Source organism: Paenibacillus solanacearum (assembly GCF_910593845.1).
Classification (GTDB): domain Bacteria; phylum Bacillota; class Bacilli; order Paenibacillales; family NBRC-103111; genus Paenibacillus_G; species Paenibacillus_G solanacearum.
On sequence record NZ_CAJVAS010000008.1, the window covers coordinates 47,302 to 68,538 of the forward strand.

Here is a 21,237-nt window from a genome sequence, read left to right on the forward strand (position 1 = left end):
GGAAGGAGCATGAATGTGATGATCCGAACGAAAAAGATGGTTGCTTCGCTGTTCGCCGTATCGCTGTTCACATCCGTCGTCGCAGCCGGCTGTGGCGGCCAGCAGCCAAGCGGGACGGATGCCGGAAGCGGCAGTTCGCCGAAAAACTTGAACATCCTGGTTTCGCACGCCAATGCCAAGTACGCCATGCAGGTAAAGGACGACGACCGCTACATCAAGGAGCTGTCCAGGCTGTCCGGTTACCATTTGAAGTTTGAATTTTTGGGCCACGGAAACGACTTCACCCAACAGATGACGGTGCGCTTCGCGTCCGGAGATCTTCCCGACGTGATTCGGACCGACAGCATTAATTCGACGATGCACCCGGGGGCGGTCGACAAAGGCGTTTTTCAGGATTTAACCCCGCTGATCGAAAAATACGGACAAAACTTGAAGAAAAAAATCCCCGAAGAAGCATGGAAAAGCCCGCGAGTCAGCAAGGATGGCAAAATTTACGGCATTCCGGCGCTGTCGGCGCTTCCGGCTTCCCGCGTCGTGTACATCCGGCAGGATTGGCTGGACAAGTTGGGCATGAAAACGCCGAAAACGGTTGATGATTTCTTGAAGTTTTTTGAGGCTGTCAAAAAAGAAGACATGAACGGCAATGGCGACCCGAACGATGAATACGGATTTTACGTCCGCGAGAATCTGATTTATTCCAATCTGTTCTTCTCCGAATTCGGCGCGGAGCCGGGGACATGGTATTTCAAGAACGGCAAGCTGGAGCCCGGCATGATCCAGCCCGAGATCAAGGATGCGCTTAAGTTTTGGAAAAGCTTGTACGACAAAGGCTACATCAACCCTAACCTGTTCACGAACAAAGCGGCGGATTGGGAGGCCGGCATCAAGCAGGGGAAAGGAGGCATGTGGGTCCACGACGTTACGAACTACAATTCCAACTGGGGGCTCCCCGAGTTTTACGCGAATGAGAAAAACGCCAAGGTATCGATGATCAGCGCGCCGGAAGGACCGAAGGGCAAAGGGATTTCACCGCAATCGGATCAAATCTACTTCGTATGGGTCGTACCGGCGAAAAACAAAAGCGCCGAAGACGTGATCAAGTTCCTCAACTGGGCCTGGTCGGACGAGGCGGAGCCGTTCTTCGCGCTTGGGATCCAGGATTACAACTACAAGATGGAAAACAACAAGCCCATATGGAATTTGAGCGATCCTGCCAACAAGGACAACGACGCTTCCGTATTTTATCAGCTGTCGATCAATCCGCGCGGCGACGGTAGAATGCTGCCGAAGCTTCTGGAGGTCATTCCGAATGCCGGAGCGATCAAGGAAGGGATCAAGACAGCGGCGGGCAATGTGATCAAAAACGATGCGCTGCATATGCCGACGCTGGAAAGCTTGAAAACCCATCCTGAGCTGGCGCCCGGAACCGGAGCTGCGGGGACGCTGTTTCTCGACATGTTCGCGAAAGTGACTCTCGGCAAGGAGGATGTCGATTCCGCATTCGACAAATTTGTGGCCGAGTGGAAGCGCAGAGGCGGCGATGCCGCCATCAAGGAAGCGACCGACTGGTACAACCATTTCCACAAAAAATAAATTCGGAATCGGGTGCGCCGGCTGGGCCGCTGCCCAGTTGGCGGATTCGAATCCGGGGGAGGATCACGGAGGATGTGAACATGCTGAAGAGACGAACCTCGAACGATTCGATGCTGCTATGGCTCATTGCGCTTCCGGGCATTCTGCACTTTGTTGTATTTAAATACGTTCCGATGCTCGGCAACGTCATCGCTTTTCAAGATTACAGCATATTTTCCGGGATTGCGGACAGTCCTTGGGTCGGATTCCAGCATTTCGCCAACATGTTTACGTATGCGGAGTTTTATCACATTTTGACCAATACGCTGCTTATCAGCTTGTATTCGATCTTGTTCGGCTTCCCGGCGCCGCTTGTGCTGGCCCTGCTTCTGAACGAAATCCGCAGAGCCTGGTTCAAGCGGTCGGTGCAGACGCTGCTCTATCTTCCGCACTTCTTGTCCTGGGTCATCGTGGGAAGCCTTTTTATCAATTTACTGTCGATCGACGGTTTTTTGAACACGATACTGAGCTGGTTGGGGCTGCCGGGCAAAGATTATTTGACGCAGCCGGAATATTTCCGCAGCATTCTCGTTTCGATCGGGATTTGGAAGGAAATGGGCTGGGGCATGATCATCTATTTGGCTGCGCTGTCGGGCATCAACCCGAATCTGTATGAGGCGGCTATGGTGGATGGAGCCGGACGGTTCCGTCAAATGTGGTCGATTACGCTGCCGTCGCTGCTGCCGGCAATCGTCGTCCTTTTCCTGCTGCGGGTCGGCCATGTGCTCGACTCCAACGTGGAGCAGGTGCTGATCTTGCTGAATCCGCTCGTCCGCGATGTCGGGGAAGTCATCGACACGTATGTGTACCGCGTCGGTTTGCTGGGCGCGCAGTTCAGCTTGACGACGGCGATCGGCATCTTCAAGTCGCTGGTCGGTCTGCTGCTTGTGGTCGGACTGAACGCGCTGAGCCGAAAAACGACAGGAGAGAGCATTTATTGACCGCTGCCGCTTCGGCAGCCGGACTACGGGAATACGGGAAGGAGGGATGGCCTTTGCCGGTGCCAAGAAAGCTTCGCTTGTTTCCGCTGGTGAACGGCATGATGTTTGTGATGCTCTGTTTGACGATGATTGCCCCGATCGTACATCTGGCCGCCGTATCGCTCAGCGCTCCGGTTTACGCTAACGCGAAGCTCGTCGTGTTTTGGCCGAAAGGCTTTAATGTCGAAGTGTATCGTACGATTTTTGCGATGGCCAACATCTGGAAATCCTTGGGCGTGAGCGTCTACATTACGGTTTTGGGTACGCTGATTTGTCTCGCGTTCACCTTGACGCTGGCGTATTCGTTATCGCGTCCGAGCATGAAAGGCCGGAGGTGGGTGCTGCGAGGCATCATCGTCACCTTCGTTTTCTCAGCGCCGCTGATCCCGAACTACCTGGTCGTACGCGGGCTTGGCATGGAAAACACGCTGTGGGCGCTCATGATTCCCGGAGCGCTTAATGCCTTCAACGTCATTATTATGAAGACGTTCTTCCAAGGGATCTCGAGTGAAATGTTCGACGCCGGGAAAATCGACGGCTGCAGCGAGCTCGGCGTATTCTCGCGTATTGCGCTCCCGCTGTCGGCGCCGGTTGTCGCCACGGTTGCGCTATTTCATGCGGTAGGGCAGTGGAACTCGTATTTCGCCGCGCTGATCTTCATACGCAGCAAAGACCTGCTTCCGCTGCAAGTGCTGCTGCGCAACCTTATCGTTGAGGAGCAAGCCAGCAATGTGGCCAGCACCACCGAACTATCCGGCCTGCTCACCCCGGAAATGCTGAAAGCGGGCATTACGCTCTTCGCTACCGCACCGATTCTGATCGTGTACCCGTTCTTGCAAAAGTACTTCGTCAAGGGCGCTATGGTCGGATCCTTGAAGGAGTAGGGGGGCCGGCTGACCTCTCTAACCTTTCCCATTGCGTTGATTCCAGGATCTTCACATCCATAGCGAGGCCTTAATACGGTAGATTCTATCTCCTACAACCGCGTATTGCGCGGAACGTCATTTTGCGAAACGCTCTCTGTCGGCATGCTCTCGGGAATTTTCGTATGGACGTAAACGGCGATATGGTATAATATCAGTAACGCTTATACGTTGCGGACGATATATCGCGTGTTGAAACAGGAGAGAGATCGAAACATGAAGACATTGATTATCGCGGAAAAGCCGGACATGGGCCGCAACATTGCCGCTGCGATCGACCCGAAAGCTAAAAATCACCGCACATACATCGAAGGAGAAACGTACATTATTACTTGGGCGATCGGGCATTTGATCGGGCTTGCCGAGCCGGATGCTTACGATGACCGGTACAAGAAATGGAATTTCAACGATTTGCCGATCGTGCCCGAGCAGTTCAAGCTGGTGCCGAACCCGAGGACGAAAGATCAACTGAAGGTGATCGCCGAGCTGGCCAAACGCACCGGGGCGCTTGTCAACGCATGCGATGCCGGGCGGGAGGGGCAGCATATTTTCTCGCTCATTCAACGGCACTTGAAGCTGAAGCATCCCGTCAAGCGGCTGTGGATTTCCGATTTGACGCCGGAAACGATCCGCCGGGGCTTTGCGGAGCTGAAGGACGGTTCGGAGTTCGATAACTTGACCCGGGCGGCCAAAGCCCGCAGCGAAGCGGACTGGCTCATCGGCATGAACGGCTCGCGCGCGTTTACGACCAAGCATAACGAGCTGCTGTCGGTCGGCCGCGTGCAAACGCCGGTGCTGGCTTTGCTGTATGACCGGCAAAAGGAGATCGAAGCTTTTACTTCAAGCAAGTTTTATGAAGTGGAGGCTTGGTTTGAACAGGGGGAGACCGTCTATCGCGGCTTGTGGCAGGGAGACAAGCTGACTGACGGCGAGAAGGCGGCAGCGCTGGCGGATAAGGTTCGGGGCAAAACCGGACGGATTGAATCGTACGAGGTGAAGGATACGAAGGAGTATCCGTTCAAGCTGTACGACCTGACACTGCTGCAGCGGGAAGCGAATGCCAAGTTCGGGTTTTCCGCCAAAAAGACGCTGGACTTGGCTCAGGCGCTGTACGAGAAGCACAAGGCGATCAGCTATCCGCGGACGAACTCGAATTACGTCACGGAGCAAAACATCCCCGAGATGCACCGGACGCTCGATCAGCTCGCCCGTACCGACTATGCGCCCCTTGTGCAAAACGCGGAGCGCAAGTTTGTGCATAAAAACAATAAAGCGGTATGCAATCCGGCCAAAGTCGAAGATCATCATGCGATTTTGCCGACGCACAAAATGCCGGGGGCGCTGCCGCCGGACGAGCAAAAGCTGTACGACCTGATCGTACGCCGCTTTCTATCGCATTTTTATCCGGCCGCTTCCTACAAGGTTCACACCGTTGTCACGGAAGCCGAAGGAGAGCGTTTCAAGAGCACGGTGAAGCAGCTGCTCGACCTCGGATGGAAAGTGATCTACGCCGATTCGTCGAAGGCGAAGGAGAAGCCTGCGAAAAGCCGCGGGACGAAGCAGAATCAAGAAGCGGACGACGGCGAGGAGGCGGCGGAAGAGGAAACCAGCGCGCCGTTCTCGCTTGATTCGCAGCAGCCGGTGCACTGCAAGGACAGCGCGGCGAAGGAAAAGGAAACGCAGCCGCCGAAGGCTTACACCGAAGGGACGCTGCTTAAAGCGATGGAAAGCGCGGGCAAGCAGATCGAGGATGAGGAGCTTCGCGACGCGATGAAAGATTCGGGCCTCGGTACCCCGGCGACGCGCGCTTCCGTCATCGAGCGTCTGAAGCAGGTCGGCTATGTCGTCATGCAGGGCAAGCGCATCGCCATGACGCAAAAAGGCCGCACCGCAGTCGAATTGATCCGCGGCGCGGGTGTCGAGCTGCTCACTTCGCCGGAGATGACCGGGCACTGGGAGCGGCGGCTTAACGAGATTGCCCGCGGCTCGGCATCCGACGACACGTTCATGCAGAACGTCAAGAAGTTCGCCGCGCTCATCGTGGAGAAGGTGCGGGTGCAGGCGCGCGCGGCGAAGCAGGCGTTCGAGGGCGAGGCGGCGGCGCCCGCTCCTCGCCGCAAGCGCGCCGGCGCTGCGGCCAAGTCGGCGAAGGAAGGCGGCAGCCAAGCCGCGACGGCGCCGGGCGCCGCCAAGACGAAGCGCGCCGCCGCCGGCAGCCGCGCAGCGGCAACAGGCCGCCAGGCGGAGCCGGCGGCCGCGGCAGTCAGCCCGGCGCCGGTTCCGCGCGCGGGCGGGTCTACCGGCGCGGTGACAGCGCACGCGCCGATCGGGCCGTGCCCGCGCGCAGGCTGCCGCGGGCATATTATTCGCGGCCGGCGCGGCTACGGCTGCAGCGAGTACAAAGCCGGATGCGGCTTTGTCGTCTGGAAAGACAGCTTCGGCGCAGCGCTGGGCGAAGCTGACATAAGCTCCCTGCTCCGGCATGGCCGTACGGCGCAGATGCAGCTTCAGGACAGCCAGGGCCGAGCGGTGGAAGGCTGCCTTGTGCTGCAGGATCGCAGTACGGGTCAACTGAAGCTGGAGCCGATGAAGTCCTAGAACGGCCGGATCACGAGGGGGATGCATGATGAAGGAAATTCCGATTCCATATGTTCGCGCCAATCAGGCCGGTATGGTCATTTTAATCTTGTTGTCGATTATTTTGCAGCAGCCGGTCATTCTGGTGGCGCTGTGGGCCATTCAGGTGCTGGGGCTATGGCAGGGAATGCGCGGCAATCTGATCGTCCAGCTCGCCGCTCCGCTGCTGCGAAGCCGCATTGCGGGAGCGCAGACCGAATCCAGCGAGCTCCAGCGGTTTAACAATGCGATCGCGGTTGCTCTGTTGACGATCTCGATCCTGTGCTTCTGGGTGAATCCGGACGGCTGGATCGGCTACGTGTTCGCAGGCATGGTTGCGCTGGCCGCGTTCGTCGCGATCTGCGGCTATTGCGTCGGATGCTTCCTGTACTACCAGTTCAAACGTCTGCGCCGCCGCTAGCTATCCAAACCTATCTGAGAACGGACAATCGATCCTGACGGGCTTACGCCTGTCAGGACTTTTTTTAACCAGTCTATCATAAGGGTCCGATTATTTGAGCTTCCCCATCAGCATGGTGATTGTTTTCCGTTGTTCAGGCAGCGGTTCGCGCAGTTTTCCCTGATCCACTAGATGCTTCAGTATATAAGCGATGAGCGCTCCGCCTGCGGAGTTGATCCAGGTCATATAGGCGATTTGCGGTTCAAGATGTTTCGGCTGGCCCTGCATGGCAATGTGCAGCGATTGTTCGTACAGTTTCGTAATCGCAGGGGCGTAGGCAGGGGACAAGTCTGGAATGACCGTATGGATGTGCCGGAGCGTCTCGGGACGGTCGACCAGAACGGCGTTGAACGTATACCCCTTAGCGGTTTTGAGAAGATACTGCTTTGAGAGCAGCAGCGCGTAATCCTCTACATGCGCGTCATTTTCCGGCAGCTCGCCTTTCCAAAAGCGGCGGCATAACTCTACTTCACCGGGAGTAAAGTTTTTCCAGCCTCCGTCGCGGTCGCTCCAGAATGTGTCGAACCGCCATATGGACAAATTTCCTCTGTCGATGCGATCCATTGGCCCGTTTCTCCAATAAGGCTGCGGGTCGAATCCAAGATCCGGGAACGGATCCCTTTTCAGCTCCGCATAAGCAATATATTGGCCTCCGTCTTTCCTGAGCGGAACGACTTTTGCGGCGGGCGGCCCCAATCGGCCAAGCCGGCTTGCTTGCTCCTCGATATTTTTGGGGAGCAGCGTCCACAACAGGAAGTTAAAGTCATTCTCCGGGTATAAGAGCCCGGATTGTTCAATCTGATCTTGAACGTCCATGATCGCGTCAAAATGCAGCTCGGCAATGTGAGCGGCACATTCTTTGTACAGCTTGTGCGTGCATTGCAACTGCTCGCGGGAATGATCGCGGATAATGAAGTCCGTCCTGTATTTCTTGGCTGCTGTTTCGGTAATAAACCCGTACTCCGCGAGATGTGCAACTTCGTCTTCAATAAAATGAGCCGGCGTGCCGAGCTCCACAGCCAGTTCGTTCACGCTCATCGGCTTATGATACATGGCGTACACGATATTTTGCGTCAGGTTGCGTTTGAGAAAATGCCAAGTTTCTCCAAGCTTGCCGGGTCGGCCGCTGTATCCCATACGGGTCAGTTGAATCGGGCTGACACTTAAATGTCCACGGGTCACACGTTCCATTCCTTTCTTTATTTCGTTTCTGGCATCATGCAGATGCCATTTTACGGTACCGAGCGGAATGCTCAGCTTATCGGCAATTTCTTGCTGCTTCATGCCGTCATAATAATGCATGACCGTGATGCGCCGCTGCAAGCCGGACAAATAGGTCAGCTCCCGGCGCAGCGTATGGTAAGTTTCGCTGTTGACCAGCTGCTGCAGCGGTTCCGGGCCTTCCTCGGATAATAAGTCAGTCATGCCGTTAATTTCAAGATGCTGCAGCTGACCCGACTTTTTCTTCACCCAGTGTACCCAGGTATAGCGCGCAACCGTCCACACATAAGCGTCCAGCTGGCGAATGTCCACACCGGCATTCAAGGACTTGAGCAGCTGCAGCAAAATGTCTTGTGCGAGATCCTCCGCTTCTTGGCGATTCCCCAGCCGGTTCAAAGCAAAGCCGAAGACGGGCTTCGTATAGGGTTGGATCGTTTCTGTCATATCGATGGCGGAATGAGCGCTCATTCGAGACCTCCTTGCGTGATCGATCATCTATATAGTGGGGAAAAGCGGATAAAGGTTGGCCTATTTTTGAAAAAATTATTGTTCATCCCAGTCAAGAGAAAGGAGGCACGCATTCTCTATCGATTCATTATTGGCTGAATGGCCGGCGATCTCCTGCATTCAAAATGTTGAATGGTGAAAGAAGGGTCGGCAAGGTTGAAAATCCGCCGCTACCCGATATCATGCCGCCGCGAAACGGGCAGCCCCCAAACCAGCTGCAGGAAATTCATGTATAATGAAAAGCATACGATACCGAACATTGAGGAGAACCAGGATGCCGCAACCGTTTGATGCCGTTATGCTGATGACCAAAACGAAACCACCTGCGCCGCCGGGCAAAGAGGTGGAGCGCAGCCATATTTTGCATACGCTGCCTACGGTCGCTGAGCGAGTCCGGCTTGTGTCCGTCTGCGCGCCGGCAGGCTCCGGCAAGACGACGGTGCTCAGTCAATGGGCACGCCGGGAATCGGCGCATCTGGCCTGGGTGTCGCTTGACGCGTCGGATAACGATCCTACCCGTTTTTGGCGCTACGTTATTCAAGCTCTTGGCGTGGGCGTGCCTTCAATCGAGACAAGTGCCGTCATAGCTCTGGTCCAATCGTTCCCGAACGTATCGCTGCATACCATGATCGATGCCATGATCAACGAGCTTGCAGCCCTGGCTGAACCGACGATCATTCTGCTGGAAGATTATCATGTCATTCGCGATGCTGCCATTCATGACAGTCTTTCATATTTTATCGATTATTTGCCTGACCGCGTCTGCGTAGCGATCACGAGCCGCACGGAGCTCCCATTCCCGGCTTCGAAATGGAACGCAAGAGGAGAGCGGGCGGAAGTTTCGGCCATGCAGCTTTTGTTTACCGAGGACGAGGCGATTTCGTTTTACCGGGACGTAGCGCTTATTCCATTAACCGGAGATCAAGTGGAAAGACTGATGAGAAGCACGGAAGGCTGGGTTGCCGGTCTGCAGCTGCTCGGGATCGTGCTTCGGCATCATCGGAACATAGACGCCTTTCTCGAACGGTTTTCGGGACATCATCCGATGCTGTCGGATGATTTGTTCCAGGAGGTGTTCGGCGAGCTGGATCGGGAACTGCGCGAATTTCTGCTCGAAACTTCGATTCTTCAGCGGATGGATGCGGAGTTGTGCGAAGCTTTTACAGGGCGATCGGACTGTGCGGAGCTGCTCTTTCGGGTGAAACGTCTCCAGCTTTTTCTCGTCCCGCTTGACGATTTCGGACAGTGGTACCGATATCACCATCTTTTCGCCGATTTTTTGCAAAATGAATTGAAGCGCAGCAGCAAAGCGCGTTGGTTGCAGCTTCATGATGCGGCAGCCCGCCGGTTTGCGGAAAGAAAATTGCTCGACGAAGCGACCGATCATGCGATCGCCGCGGAAAATTATCGGTTGGTGGAACTACTGCTGGAATCGAACATCGTTTCGGTGCTGCAGCGGGGACAATTCGCGACATTGCTGCGCTGGTTCGGCGCGCTTCCCGAGCCGGAGCTTCTTGCGCCGCAGTTGCAGCTGCTTAACGCGTTTCTACTTGCTGTGTCAGGACAATTCGACCTTGCCGAAGCGAGACTAGCCTCGCTGGAACGCCGCGCGGAATTGGCCCCGGAAGACGAGCAAGGGCCGATCCGCAGCGGATTGTTTTTCGTTCGCGCCAACTTGGCGTTTACCAGCGGGCGGTTCGAGGATTGGTACGAATATGCGGATCGTATTCCGGAGATGCTTCCGGAAAGTCCGGTTTTTTACAATTTCAATTACAACCGTACGGAGCCCCTCGTGCGTCGAACCGATTTTTCTTTTAAAGGGGCGCTGCCTCCGGAAGCGGAGGGAATCGTTTCTCGGTTTATCTCGATGCTCGAATCGCGTGGATGGCATGATGCGCTCATTACGCAGTATGTGCTTCAATCGGTTGCCGAAGGATGCTACGAATGGGGCCGGTTCGGGGAATGCGATTCGTTGCTTGCCCGAACGGAGAAAGTGGGACGCAACCGGAAAATTCCGGGCTTGTACGTTCCGAGCCGTATCACGTACGCGAGAGTGCGCTTAGCTGCGGGCGATACGCAGTTGGCGAGGGAAACGATCGAGGCGGCAGAGGAGACCGTGCGTGCATGGGAGGAATATGCGTGGACTTCGCCGCTGCAGGCTTTTCTGGCGCGCTTGGATATGATGGAAGGGGCTCTGGATCGTGCGGATGAACGATTAAGGCTGCTCCATCTGTTCCCGGGCGACAAGCCAACGTTTGATCGGGCTTTCGAATACATGGTGCTTGCCCGGCTGCTTTTGCGGATGGGCCGGGAGGCGGAGGCGCTGCGGCTTCTTGGGCTGCTCCGGCCTTTATGCGTAAGGGAACGATGCGTGTCCGACATTGCGGAAATCGCAGTGCTTCGGTCGCTGGCGGAGATGCAGCTGGACCATCGGGCCTCCGCTCTCCGGCATCTGGATGAAGCGCTGGCGATTGGTGAGGCGAACCGCTACCTCCGCATATTTGTAGATGAAGGCGAGCGTATGGCTGACTTGCTCCAGCACTATGCCCGGCTGCGCTTCGCGGGTCATGCTTCTTCCGACAGCAAGGTAGCGGACTTGTCTGGCGTTTCGGGTGAATATGTTGGCGGACTGATCGAACAATTTCCCGAGGCCAGACCCGCTTCGGCCGCGGCGGTGTTAGTGGAGCCGTTAACCCGCAGCGAGATGAATTTGCTGGAGCGGCTGCGTCAAGGCGACTCCAACAAGCAAATCGCCAAGGAACTGTATTTAACGGAGGGAACGGTAAAAGTGTATTTGTCCCGCATTTACAGCAAGCTCGGTGTATCATCGCGCACGCAAGCAATTCTAAAAGCTCAAGCGCTGGAGCTATTCGAATAAACGCGAATCGGGATGGCCGGGCTTATCGTTGCAATGTAAGCATCTCGGGCATCTCATAACGGCAATCAAACAAGCCTGCATCGTCTTTGGACGGCGCAGGCTTGTTTGGCGTAAACCGGGTGATTTGACACTATACGGCAGTACGCTGAACGAAATCCAGGTCTTAATGGAACGGTCTAAACCATCGTTACCGCTCGATGCTCCGTACGAATGACAGCACGATATCTTGCGGGTAGTCCCCGAACCCGGAGCCGAACAAGTTGAGGCCGCCTTGGTACTCCGCTTCTGTGCTGACTTCAAAACGGATAAGGATCGGTTCGAGATATTTCAAATCCAGATCGGCCAGCGTCGTCTCCGCAGCGCGAACGCCGTTGATATAGCTGCCGCCGGCGGTGACTTTCCATTCCGTCAGTGCGCCGTACTCGGTGCCGTGGAACCAGCGGTCCGGGGTCAGCTTTCCTTTGCGGTCACCGAAGTCGCCCGGACTTCGGAAGGTGCCGACCGGCAAGTCGTTAATGTACAGCGTAATGTCCGACGGCCACGCCATTTGGAAGCTCGGCGCCTCGGAGCATAGCTCGGCCCGCAGCTGCAGCTCGTCGAGCGGAACGCCGGGCGGGAGCGAATTGGCGAAGTAATATTCGATGCTGCCCGTACCCGAGAACCAGAGGAGGGAAGCTTCGATGCGATCGGGCATATAGAAGACGCGCGGATCGTCGATGGAGCCGATGATAGCGCCGTCTTTGCCGGCCATCCCGCATGTCGGCTGGATGGTGCAGCGCGAATACATGCCGATCGGCATGTGAATTTCTTCCATCCGGTGGAGACCGTCCCCAGGCTTGACGGGCAGCTCGAGCAAGATCGACTTGCAGGTGACCGAGCATATTTTTTCCCGGTTGGCGCCCGTCGCGGAGACGATCAGCCCGGCAAGCTCCAGCATTTGCACGTTGACGGTTATCGTCGGCTGGGTAACGCCGAGCGCTTCCGCCAGCTGAGAGACGCTCATCGGCTTGTCTCCCAGCGCTTCCAGGATGCGTACGCGCAGATCGCCGGACAGCGCCTTGCCGATCTCGGTAATGCGGGAAGCCGGATAGCGGATCATTTCTTGTTTGAACTCGCTCATGTCAATCCTTCCTTGTCAGTAGATAGTAGCTCAAGTGTACACCAAAATGCAGTTATTGTAAAAACGATATGAACATAATGAATTTAAAATATAGAAAAACAAAAATATACATTGAAACTATTCAATGTGTGGAGTAGAATGAAATTGAAAAAAAAAGGAAAGGTCGTGTTCATCCCATGATAACTCCTACTCACGAATTGCCGGCGACGGGCGCACCGCGCCCTGAATTCCCGCGGCCCGATTGGGAACGGGCGGATTGGTTATCCTTGAACGGCGCATGGTCATTTCGTCTTAACCCCGGCTCAGACGGGCAAGAAGAGCTGTGGCAGGAGCAGAAGGAAAGCGAGTTCGACGCGCAGATCATCGTGCCGTTTTCATGGGTCAGCCCGCTCTCGGGCATCGGCCGCAACGAGAAGGGAACCGGTTGGTACAGGCGCGGCATCCGCTGGTCTCCCGCACAAACAGGTTCAAGGCTGTTTCTTTGCTTCGGAGCGGTGGACTACAGCTGCGATGTATGGATTAACGGCACGCATGCCGGTTCGCATGCCGGGGCTTACGGGTCGTTCGAGCTCGAGGTAACCGGGCTGTGGCGGACCGGTTCGGACAATGTTATCGTCGTTCGGGCTGAAGACTGCGATTACAGCTACCAGGCACGCGGTAAGCAGGGCTACGGCGAGCTGCGCGGCATTTGGCAGCCGGTCTGGCTGGAAGCCCGCTGCAGCAACTACATCAAGTCCGCCGCTTTTGCTACCCGCATCGACGGCAGCGTGAGCGTAACGGCAACGATCGAAGCGAAGCAAGCGGGCGCAGCGGTTCTGGCCTTTGATTTTGACAATGGAGCGGTGCGGCACAGCGAGGAGCTGCAGTTGAGCGAAGGTGCGAATGAGATCAGCGTGTCGTTTGCCGTCGACGAGCCGCGTCTCTGGAGTCCGGACACGCCAAGCTTGTACGAAGGGGAAGTGCGGCTTGCCAGCGAAGCAGGCGAAGATGCCGTGTCGACATACTTCGGCATCCGCGAGATCGGCACGGCGCTGTTCGGCGACCGGAGCTACCGCTGGATAACGCTGAATGGGAAGCCCGTATATTTGAACGGCACGCTCGATCAGTCGTATCATCCTACAGGGTATTTCACGTATCCGTCGGATGAGGAGATGCGGGACGAAATTTACTTGATGAAGCGGCTCGGGTTGAATTTCGTCCGTATCCACATCAAGCCGGAAGAGCCGCGCAAGCTGTACTGGGCCGATAAGCTCGGCATCTTGGTCATGGAGGATATGCCTTGCTTCTGGGGCAATCCTGACGAAGCGGCACGTGCGGCGTATGAACGTGAAGCGCGCGAAGTGATCGAGCGCGACCGGAATCATCCGTCCATTTTTTCGTGGGTCATGTTCAATGAGACGTGGGGGCTGAAGACGGACGACCAGGCGCCGGACCAGACGCGAGACTGGGTTCCCGCGAACCGGTATTTGCCGGAGACGCAGCAATGGGTGCGGGACATCTACCGGTGGGCCAAGCAGCTGGACCCGACCCGGCTTGTGGAGGATAACTCGCCGTGCAACTGGGACCATGTCGAGTCCGATCTGAATACATGGCATTTTTATAAAAACGGATACGAGATCGTACGGGAGCATGTCGAGGGCGTCGTGGATCAGACATTCCCCGGCTCGACGCTCAACTACTGCGAAGGCTTCACCCAGAGCGACGCTCCGCTCATGAACAGCGAATGCGGCAATGTGTGGGGCATCGAAGGCGGTGCCGGAGACAGCGATATCGCGTGGCATTACCGGTACATGCTCAATGAATTCCGCCGTCATGACAAAATGTGCGGTTTCGTGTTTACCGAGTTCCGCGACGTCACTAATGAATTCAACGGCTACTACCGGTTGAACGGAACGGAGAAACGGTTCGGCTATGAGGCGTTCGTCCCGGGCATGACACTGACCGACCTGCATTCCCCGGACTTTATCGTCATCGATGCGCCGCCTTGCCAGACCGTGGATGCCAGCGCCGCCGTTCAGGTTGCGCTGCTGCGCTCCAGCTTCGACGACCGCCATTTCGGGAAGACGCTGCGCTTGTCGTGGGAGCTGTGGTTCGACGATCTCGGCGTGCGCACGGTGGCCGATCAAGGCAGCGTCGCGCTGGAGTGGAACGGGTACGGCGTGTCGCCGCTCGCACCGCTCACCGTCCGTATGCCGGACCAGGATGCCGTCGCAGTGCTTGGCCTCAAGCTGTCGACGCTTGAGGGCGAAGCGGTAATGCGCAATTTCACGACATTCGATGTGCGAAGCAAGGCGCATGACGATGCGGCGGAAGAGAGCAGCCGGCGGATCAGCGTCCCGGTCGGCCAGTTCAAGTCGCAAACCTTCCCGTATCAGTGGAATGCGATTCAGGGCCATAAGACGAACGGGGGAGGAGCGGGGATGTTCGAATATGAAATCGCGCTGCCGGATCAGGCGGAGCTAGGCTTCCTGAGCAGCGTCGACATTTATTTCGAAGCCGGCGCCAAGCGGCTCCTCGTGCGCAATATCGAAGGCGATGTGCAGATCAAGGCGGATATCTCCTTCATGCATGGCGCGGACGCGCACACGGAACGCAATTCGAATACGTATTACATGACAGACGAGGAACGCCACGAGTCGCGGATCGAAGTGTGCATCGACGGGGAACCGGTCGAGTCGTTCCTGCTGCCCGACGACCCGGCCGACAGCCGAGGCGTGCTCTCCTGGCATTATCAGACGGTAGCGAACAAGCTGGAGGAAGCGGGTTCGTACGGCTATTTGTGCAAGGTCAGCGTTCCCGGCCGCATTGCGGCGAAGCTGGACCGCACGCGCAAGCTGCTGCTGACGATCCGGACGGATGAAGGCGGCGTAGCGTTGTACGGCCGCAATGCCGGACGGTATCCGATCGATCTGCTGGTAAGCTGCAACTAACAGGCAATATAGGCAAAGGCGAAGCTTTCCATGCTTACGAGGTGGTTAGACTTCGCTTTTCCTTTTTACGGGAAATATTTATGTGGAAAAAAGTGTATGAAACGGCATACAATGTGTGGAACATGCCTGCAGCGCTGGATGTGAAAAGGGAGACGTATTCGCATCGAGTCTCTAAGGAAAATTACCGTCAATAGGAGTGATTTTGCATGGACAAAACAAACTCCCAAGATGACAAAAAGTCCGCGTCGATCAGCAGGCGCGATTTCATGACGGCACTCGGCAGCGCAGGAGCGGTCATCGCCGCGCAGCCATTGCTTACCGGAACGGGGTGGGGGGCATCCGTGACTGAATCGACTTACGGGACCGGGGGCGGCAGCGAGAGCGGTCCGAAGAACCTTCTCTTGTATTCGTCCGTTGCAGCTATGAAAGCGGATACCGGCTTGGCGGAAGGTGCCTATGCGAGCACCGCCGGATACTTCGAGCCGGGTGACGGCGGCGGGGCGGATTACGTGATTCGCGCAGGAACGTCCGCGGAGGACGGCGGCAGCGTCATCACGCTGACGAGCAGCCTGCAGGCGGTGCTGCTGCCGAGGGACAGCATCCATTACAAGCAGTTCGGCGCGGTCTGCGACGGGGTGAACGACGACGGCGTTCAGATCAAGAAGGCACATCAATTCGCGAACGACCGCGGGCTGCCCGTCGTATGCGAGTCCGGCCAATACTGGATCAAGGCGACGAACGAAATCGTCATCCAGACAAGCGTAAGCTTGGGGCAGACGAAGATACATATCGACGAAAGCTTCAACAATCGAACGAACCCTCGCTTCCGGGTGAAAAGCCGCCATGCGCCGATCACCATTCAGTTCGATGAAGCGACGAAAGCCGCGTTCTTGTCGCGCATGAAGCCGGGCAACATGATCGTTAATCAACTGGCGGAATATAAAAACTGCCTCGTATTTATCGAAGACGCGCAGGATCGGATCGGCATACGCGCCGGTTACGCAGGCAATACGGGGTGGAGCAAGGAAGAGTTTTTTTACGTCGAGGAGCACGGCAAGATCGTTGGCGATATCGCGTGGACGTTCAACAATTATACGAAGCTGGCGGCCTACCCGTGCGACGACAGCTATTTGACCATTGAGGGCGGCACGTTTTATTTGACCGGCGACAATCCCGGCGAAACGTACCAAGGCTACTTCTACAACGGCTTTCAAGTGGAGCGCAGCCGGACGATCATTCGCAATCAGTGGGTCGGTCTGGCGCCGGGGAAAGCGGACGTTTCCATGAACCCGCGCAACGGCTTTTATCAGTTCAGCCGGGTATTCGACGTGCTGCTGGAAAATGTCCGGCTCATTCCTTGGGAGAAAGACCGGGATGGAACGGCGCGGGATGTGGCTCAAGGTACATACGGGATCGGCGGCAGCCGGACGCTGAACACGACGTTCCGCAACGTGACGGCGGAAGGGTCATGGGTGCACTGGGGCGTATTCGGCACGAACCTGTTCAAAAACTTCCGCATCGAGAACTGCCGATTGAATCGGGTCGACGTTCATTTCCATTGTTGGAATTTGTATGTCAAAGACTCGGAGATCGGGTACAAAGGGTTTACGCTTACCGGAGGCGGCGACCTGTTTATCGAGAATACGAGGCGCTTCGGCAATCAGTTTATCAGCTTCCGTCAAGATTACGGCGCGAAGTGGGACGGCCACATTCGCCTGCGCAGCTGCCGCCTGATGGTCGAGAACGGGGCGACGGATGCGATTGCGCTCGATTTCAACCCGCAGAATTTCGATTACAAGTATCCGATCGGCTACGGTAGAACGATTCGGGTGGAAGACTTTACATTCGATTATACCGGCTTGGCCGCTTTGACGGGCAAGGCGCAGCTGATGCGGATCGCGTCGTTTTCCAAAATCACTTCATCCGGTGCGCGGGTATTTTTCCCGTATCAGCTGGAATTTCGCAATGTCGGGGTCAGCGGGCGCGAGAAGGGTGTGCGGCTGCTGCAAATCCCGAATCCGTACAGCCTGCATCTGGGCAGGCCCGGCGGCATGGACGGTCAGCGGGTGAAAGCGAACTGCTACATGCGCTTTGAAAATATTCATGGGGAGAAAGTACCGGCACAAGCTTCTCAAGCGTCGACGCACGTCAACTTCCTGATCAATGCGCTCTATACCGGGGCCTATGAGGACGAGTACGCCTTATATCCGAAGATCGACTTCGTGCAGGTGGGGGACTTTTTCGGCCATTTCAAAGGCGGGATCGCCGACGTCTGCATCAGCCGCAGCGTCGTCAACTGCATCGACGCTTACGAAGGCGGGCCGATGCGCGGACGCATTCAGCTGGATCAGTGCGATATTAAGGCCGACGCGCTGGACGATGGGAAGAGCCTGTATTATCTCTCGACCGAGCTCGGCACCTATTTTGTCAACTCCACCATTCATGCGCCGGTGCTGGACGGCGTGCCGCGGCCCGATCTGCTCGCACGCTGCGACTTTATCGACGTGAACAACCGGCTGCGGTATTACCATCTGAATACTAAGCTTTCGAAGGAGCTGACGGACTATTTCGTCACGAGCGGGAATCCGGTCGAGCCGGAATTTTACGCCATGCTGCGAAGCCGACACGGGGAGGACAGCGAGCTGATGGCCAGACGCAAAGGAACGACGGCGCAGCGCCCGCAGCCGGCCGCGTTCCGTTCCGAAAAAGGCTTCGCCTACTTCGATACGGACCTTCGCCAACTCGTCGTATGGGATGGCACAGGGTGGACTTCGCCGGCGGGAACGCTGGAGACGCTGCACTTTTATACGGACCATGCTGCGGCTGCGCCGCCAGGCGCTGTCATGAAGAGGGCCGAGAATCATCCGGCTCAAGCCTACGTGCTTACCCGGGCGGGTCAGTTGTCCGGCTATGCCGCGTTTGCCAGCGCTCCGGCAAGCGGCGCAACGTTTACCTTCGAATTGTGGAAGAACGATGCCCTGTGGATCGGAGGAATGGCCGGACCAGGCGCTTCCGCTAATCCGCTGATGGCGGCCTTTCCCGGCAGTCCGTCGTTCGACGCCGGGGACCGGATCGCGGTTCGAATCGCAGGTGTCGCTTCCGGCTTGCCGGCAGACGCTTACATTACGCTCGATGTACATGTAAGCTACGCAGGGATGTGACCAGGAGGCGAGGACGTCGGCCGACACGTTCAAGTTAGAGGCCCCCAGGGCGAACCGGCATTTACTCGCTCACGAGATAACGCATGTTTCTGTCGTAAGGCGGAGGCATGTGTTTTTTCATGCATTGTCAGTACGGGCTGTACTTGGATCGTGGAGCTCCCGGCGGAAAAAATCAGTGCAACTCGAACGATCCGGTGTGCCTTGTTGACGGGGATGGTACAATGTCAGCGAGTGGCATGACTCTACATCATATGAATTCGAAAACAGGAGGACACTTCGCAATGCAGATCAACGAAGCGGTATGGCCGGCGACAACGTCATCGCTTGCCAACGACTTGCGCACGCTAGGCGTCAAGGAAGGCATGGTGCTGATCGTCCATTCGTCGCTTTCATCGTTAGGACGATGGGTCGTAGGGGGTCCTGTCGCCGTTGTGCTGGCGCTGCAGCAAGCGCTTGGCGAGAAGGGCACATTGGTCATGCCAGCACATAACTGCGACTTGTCGGATCCCGCGCAATGGGAGAATCCGCCGGTTCCGCAGGCGTGGTGGAACATGATTCGCGACGAAATGCCAGCGTACGATCCGCAGCTTACGCCGACAAGCGGGATGGGAATGGTCGCGGAATGCTTTCGCAAGCAGCACGGTGTGCTGCGAAGCGGTCATCCCCAGGTTTCGTTCGCGGCCCGCGGTCCGCATGCGGCGAACATCACGAGCGGCCATTCGCCGGATCACGGCTTGGGCGAGCGTTCGCCGCTCGCCCGCCTATACGACGCCGACGGATGGGTGCTGCTGCTCGGCGTACATCATGACAAAAACACCTCGCTGCATCTGGCGGAATACCGGGCTGACTATCCGGCAAAAAAGCAAACGGTGCTGGGCGCTCCCATCCATGTGGACGGCGCGAGAGCATGGGTTCATTTCGACGACATCGAGTATGATTCCGATGATTTTGTGGCGATCGGCGAAGCGTTCGAACGCGAATGCGCTTCCGTCACAATCGGTCAAGTCGGGGGAGCGACGGCGAGGCTGATGCCGCAGCGCGCGCTTGTCGACTATGCTGTGCGGTGGATGGAGCGGCATCGAACATAACATGGAAGGACTTCGCCGATAAAATGGATTTGGCGCAGTCTCATGACTAGCGATGGATTTGCGATTGGAAACGAAAAAGAGCACTTCATCTGCACTTGTTCCGAAGTGCGGCTGGAGTGCTCTGCGCTTATGGCGGGGGATACAGCATACGGCAGCTTCACAAGCGTATGACCGCCACCGGCTGAGCCGATGTTTCGATTAGCGCTTTTTCCTGTTCAGCTTACGGAGCCAACGCTTCTTGAATACTCTGCGGCTGTCTCCTTTTTTCGACCAGGCGTGCGGGTGAGACAGCGCATCCATCATATGCCCGATTTCCACCGCGCTGCGTCGCGCTTTTTTGACGACCCGCGTACACAGAATGCGTCCGGGCACGCCGCCGCCGACGAAGACGAGATCGTACTTTTTCCGCTTGCGGCGCAACAGCTTCTGAGCGCGGTTAAGCTCGCCGGAGCGTTCGAGCGATACGGTGAGCGGGATGCGGATGCCTTGTCCTCTCAGCCGTCGGGCCGCCTCCGGTGCGGCCCGGCCTACGAGCGCGACGCGATAGCGCTTCAGCAAGCGGTGCAGGTAGCCGCCTTCATACAGCCGGTCGTTGATGAACGAGTCGGTGACGATGCGCGGCCGCCATTTCGTCTTGCGCATATAAGCTCGGAGCAAGCGGGCGCTCCCTTTGTAATGCGACAATCCGACGACATGGGCGGACCGGACCGCGCGATCGATTCTTTTCAGCATCCTTTGGGAGGGCGGCAGCTTGATGCCGAGAAATTTCGAAACGGAATATAACGATTTGATATTGTGCCTTGCCAGAAGCTTTGCCATGACGTCTCCCAGCCGGATGACGGAGATTGGCCGGCGTTTGCGGATGGAACGCTTCAACAGCCGGTATACTTTTCGCGCGCCAATCGGCTTTCGTCCATACTGCGCCTTAATGATTTTAATTCTCTTTTTACTGCTCAACATTTCGTGTCCATCCCCTCTATGTGTGGCTGCCCTCTTTATTGTATGAGGCGGCCAACCGGGGGTGCGCCTAAAAGCGAAGCAACCCGCGAACTGGGCGTTTGACAGGCTTACGGCAGCACATAAGCGTAAACGGTAATAAAATGGCAGATGCTCCCCGCCAGCACAAAGACATGCCAAATGGCGTGATGGTAAGGGATTTTGCGCCATAGGTAAAATATCGTGCCGAGCGTGTACAGCACGCCGCCTGCGACCAGAAACCGCAGTCCCGCTTCCGGCAGACCGGCCTTGAGCGGCTCGAACGCAAACAGCACCATCCAGCCCATCGCAATATAGAACAGCGTGGAAAGCAGGTTGAACCGCTTGACGAAGAACAGCTTGAAGATGACGCCGGCGAGCGCCAGCCCCCAGACGATCCCGAACAAGCTCCAGCCGAGCGGGCTGCGGATCGTAACGAGCAGAAACGGCGTGTACGTTCCTGCGATTAAAATATAGATGGCGGCATGGTCCATAATTTCGAACCGATCGATCCACTTTTCTTGGCGGGCGCTGTGCAGCAGGGTGGAGCACACATAGAGCAGCAGCAGCGACACGCCGAATACGGCAAAGCTGGCGATATGCCACCCCGTTCCATTGCGAATCGCATGAACAAGCAGCAGGGCAAGGGCCAGCAGGCTCAGAAAAGCACCGATGCCGTGGCTGATCGCATTGGCGCGTTCCTGTCGCAGCTCCGATAAGGTCATATGCAACTTGATTCAACTCCT

13 protein-coding genes are annotated in these 21,237 nt (G+C 56.7%); 9 read left to right on the forward strand and 4 right to left on the reverse strand.

Annotation, left to right across the window (positions count from 1 at the left end; all coding sequences use genetic code 11):
- The first annotated feature begins 18 nt into the window (after positions 1–18).
- The 5 genes from KXG62_RS11320 (at position 19) to KXG62_RS11340 (ending at position 6,572) form a co-directional block, all read left to right on the forward strand.
- The gene (locus tag KXG62_RS11320) at positions 19–1,593 is read left to right on the forward strand and encodes an extracellular solute-binding protein (RefSeq protein WP_218092073.1); all 1,575 of its coding nucleotides are present in this window, start codon (positions 19–21) and stop codon (positions 1,591–1,593) included.
- An 80-nt stretch (positions 1,594–1,673) separates the two neighbouring features.
- Positions 1,674–2,573: an ABC transporter permease gene (locus tag KXG62_RS11325; RefSeq protein WP_218092074.1), complete on the forward strand. Its 900-nt coding sequence runs from the start codon at positions 1,674–1,676 to the stop codon at positions 2,571–2,573.
- 59 nt (positions 2,574–2,632) lie between these two features.
- A complete protein-coding gene (locus tag KXG62_RS11330; RefSeq protein WP_246627404.1) occupies positions 2,633–3,496 on the forward strand; it encodes a carbohydrate ABC transporter permease in 864 nt (287 codons plus the stop codon).
- A 255-nt stretch (positions 3,497–3,751) separates the two neighbouring features.
- The gene (locus KXG62_RS11335; RefSeq protein WP_218092075.1) at positions 3,752–6,133 is read left to right on the forward strand and encodes a DNA topoisomerase 3; all 2,382 of its coding nucleotides are present in this window, start codon (positions 3,752–3,754) and stop codon (positions 6,131–6,133) included.
- Positions 6,134–6,158: 25 nt separating this feature from the next.
- Entirely contained in the window at positions 6,159–6,572 is a 414-nt protein-coding gene (locus KXG62_RS11340; RefSeq protein ID WP_343223462.1) for a DUF4395 domain-containing protein, read from the forward strand.
- A 90-nt stretch (positions 6,573–6,662) separates the two neighbouring features.
- Here the strand turns inward: KXG62_RS11340 and KXG62_RS11345 are convergent, their stop codons facing one another.
- The gene (locus KXG62_RS11345; protein ID WP_218092076.1) at positions 6,663–8,300 is read right to left on the reverse strand and encodes an RNA polymerase sigma factor; all 1,638 of its coding nucleotides are present in this window, start codon (positions 8,298–8,300) and stop codon (positions 6,663–6,665) included.
- Positions 8,301–8,613: 313 nt separating this feature from the next.
- On the opposite strand from KXG62_RS11345, the gene KXG62_RS11350 reads away from it, so the two are divergent.
- Positions 8,614–11,217 (forward strand): winged helix-turn-helix domain-containing protein, encoded by a 2,604-nt coding sequence (locus KXG62_RS11350; RefSeq protein WP_218092077.1) that lies wholly within the window; start codon positions 8,614–8,616, stop codon positions 11,215–11,217.
- A gap of 187 nt (positions 11,218–11,404) precedes the next feature.
- Here KXG62_RS11350 and KXG62_RS11355 read toward each other — a convergent pair whose 3' ends face one another.
- Positions 11,405–12,337, reverse strand: coding sequence for an ArsR/SmtB family transcription factor (locus KXG62_RS11355; protein WP_218092078.1), 933 nt, complete (start codon positions 12,335–12,337; stop codon positions 11,405–11,407).
- A gap of 266 nt (positions 12,338–12,603) precedes the next feature.
- Here KXG62_RS11355 and KXG62_RS11360 point away from each other — a divergent pair, with 266 nt between their 5' ends.
- From KXG62_RS11360 to KXG62_RS11370, 3 genes are all read left to right on the forward strand, one after another.
- Positions 12,604–15,267, forward strand: a complete 2,664-nt coding sequence (locus KXG62_RS11360; protein WP_246627399.1) for a glycoside hydrolase family 2 protein — start codon at positions 12,604–12,606, stop codon at positions 15,265–15,267.
- Between the two features lie 206 nt (positions 15,268–15,473).
- On the forward strand, positions 15,474–18,428 hold the full coding sequence (locus KXG62_RS11365; protein ID WP_218092080.1) for a hypothetical protein: 2,955 nt from the start codon (positions 15,474–15,476) through the stop codon (positions 18,426–18,428).
- Between the two features lie 281 nt (positions 18,429–18,709).
- Positions 18,710–19,516: an AAC(3) family N-acetyltransferase gene (locus tag KXG62_RS11370; protein WP_218092081.1), complete on the forward strand. Its 807-nt coding sequence runs from the start codon at positions 18,710–18,712 to the stop codon at positions 19,514–19,516.
- 198 nt (positions 19,517–19,714) lie between these two features.
- Here KXG62_RS11370 and KXG62_RS11375 read toward each other — a convergent pair whose 3' ends face one another.
- Both KXG62_RS11375 and trhA read right to left on the reverse strand, forming a co-directional pair.
- On the reverse strand, positions 19,715–20,476 hold the full coding sequence (locus tag KXG62_RS11375) for a GT-D fold domain-containing protein (protein ID WP_218092082.1): 762 nt from the start codon (positions 20,474–20,476) through the stop codon (positions 19,715–19,717).
- Positions 20,477–20,583: 107 nt separating this feature from the next.
- The gene (gene trhA / locus KXG62_RS11380; RefSeq protein ID WP_218092214.1) at positions 20,584–21,216 is read right to left on the reverse strand and encodes a PAQR family membrane homeostasis protein TrhA; all 633 of its coding nucleotides are present in this window, start codon (positions 21,214–21,216) and stop codon (positions 20,584–20,586) included.
- Positions 21,217–21,237: the final 21 nt, after the last annotated feature.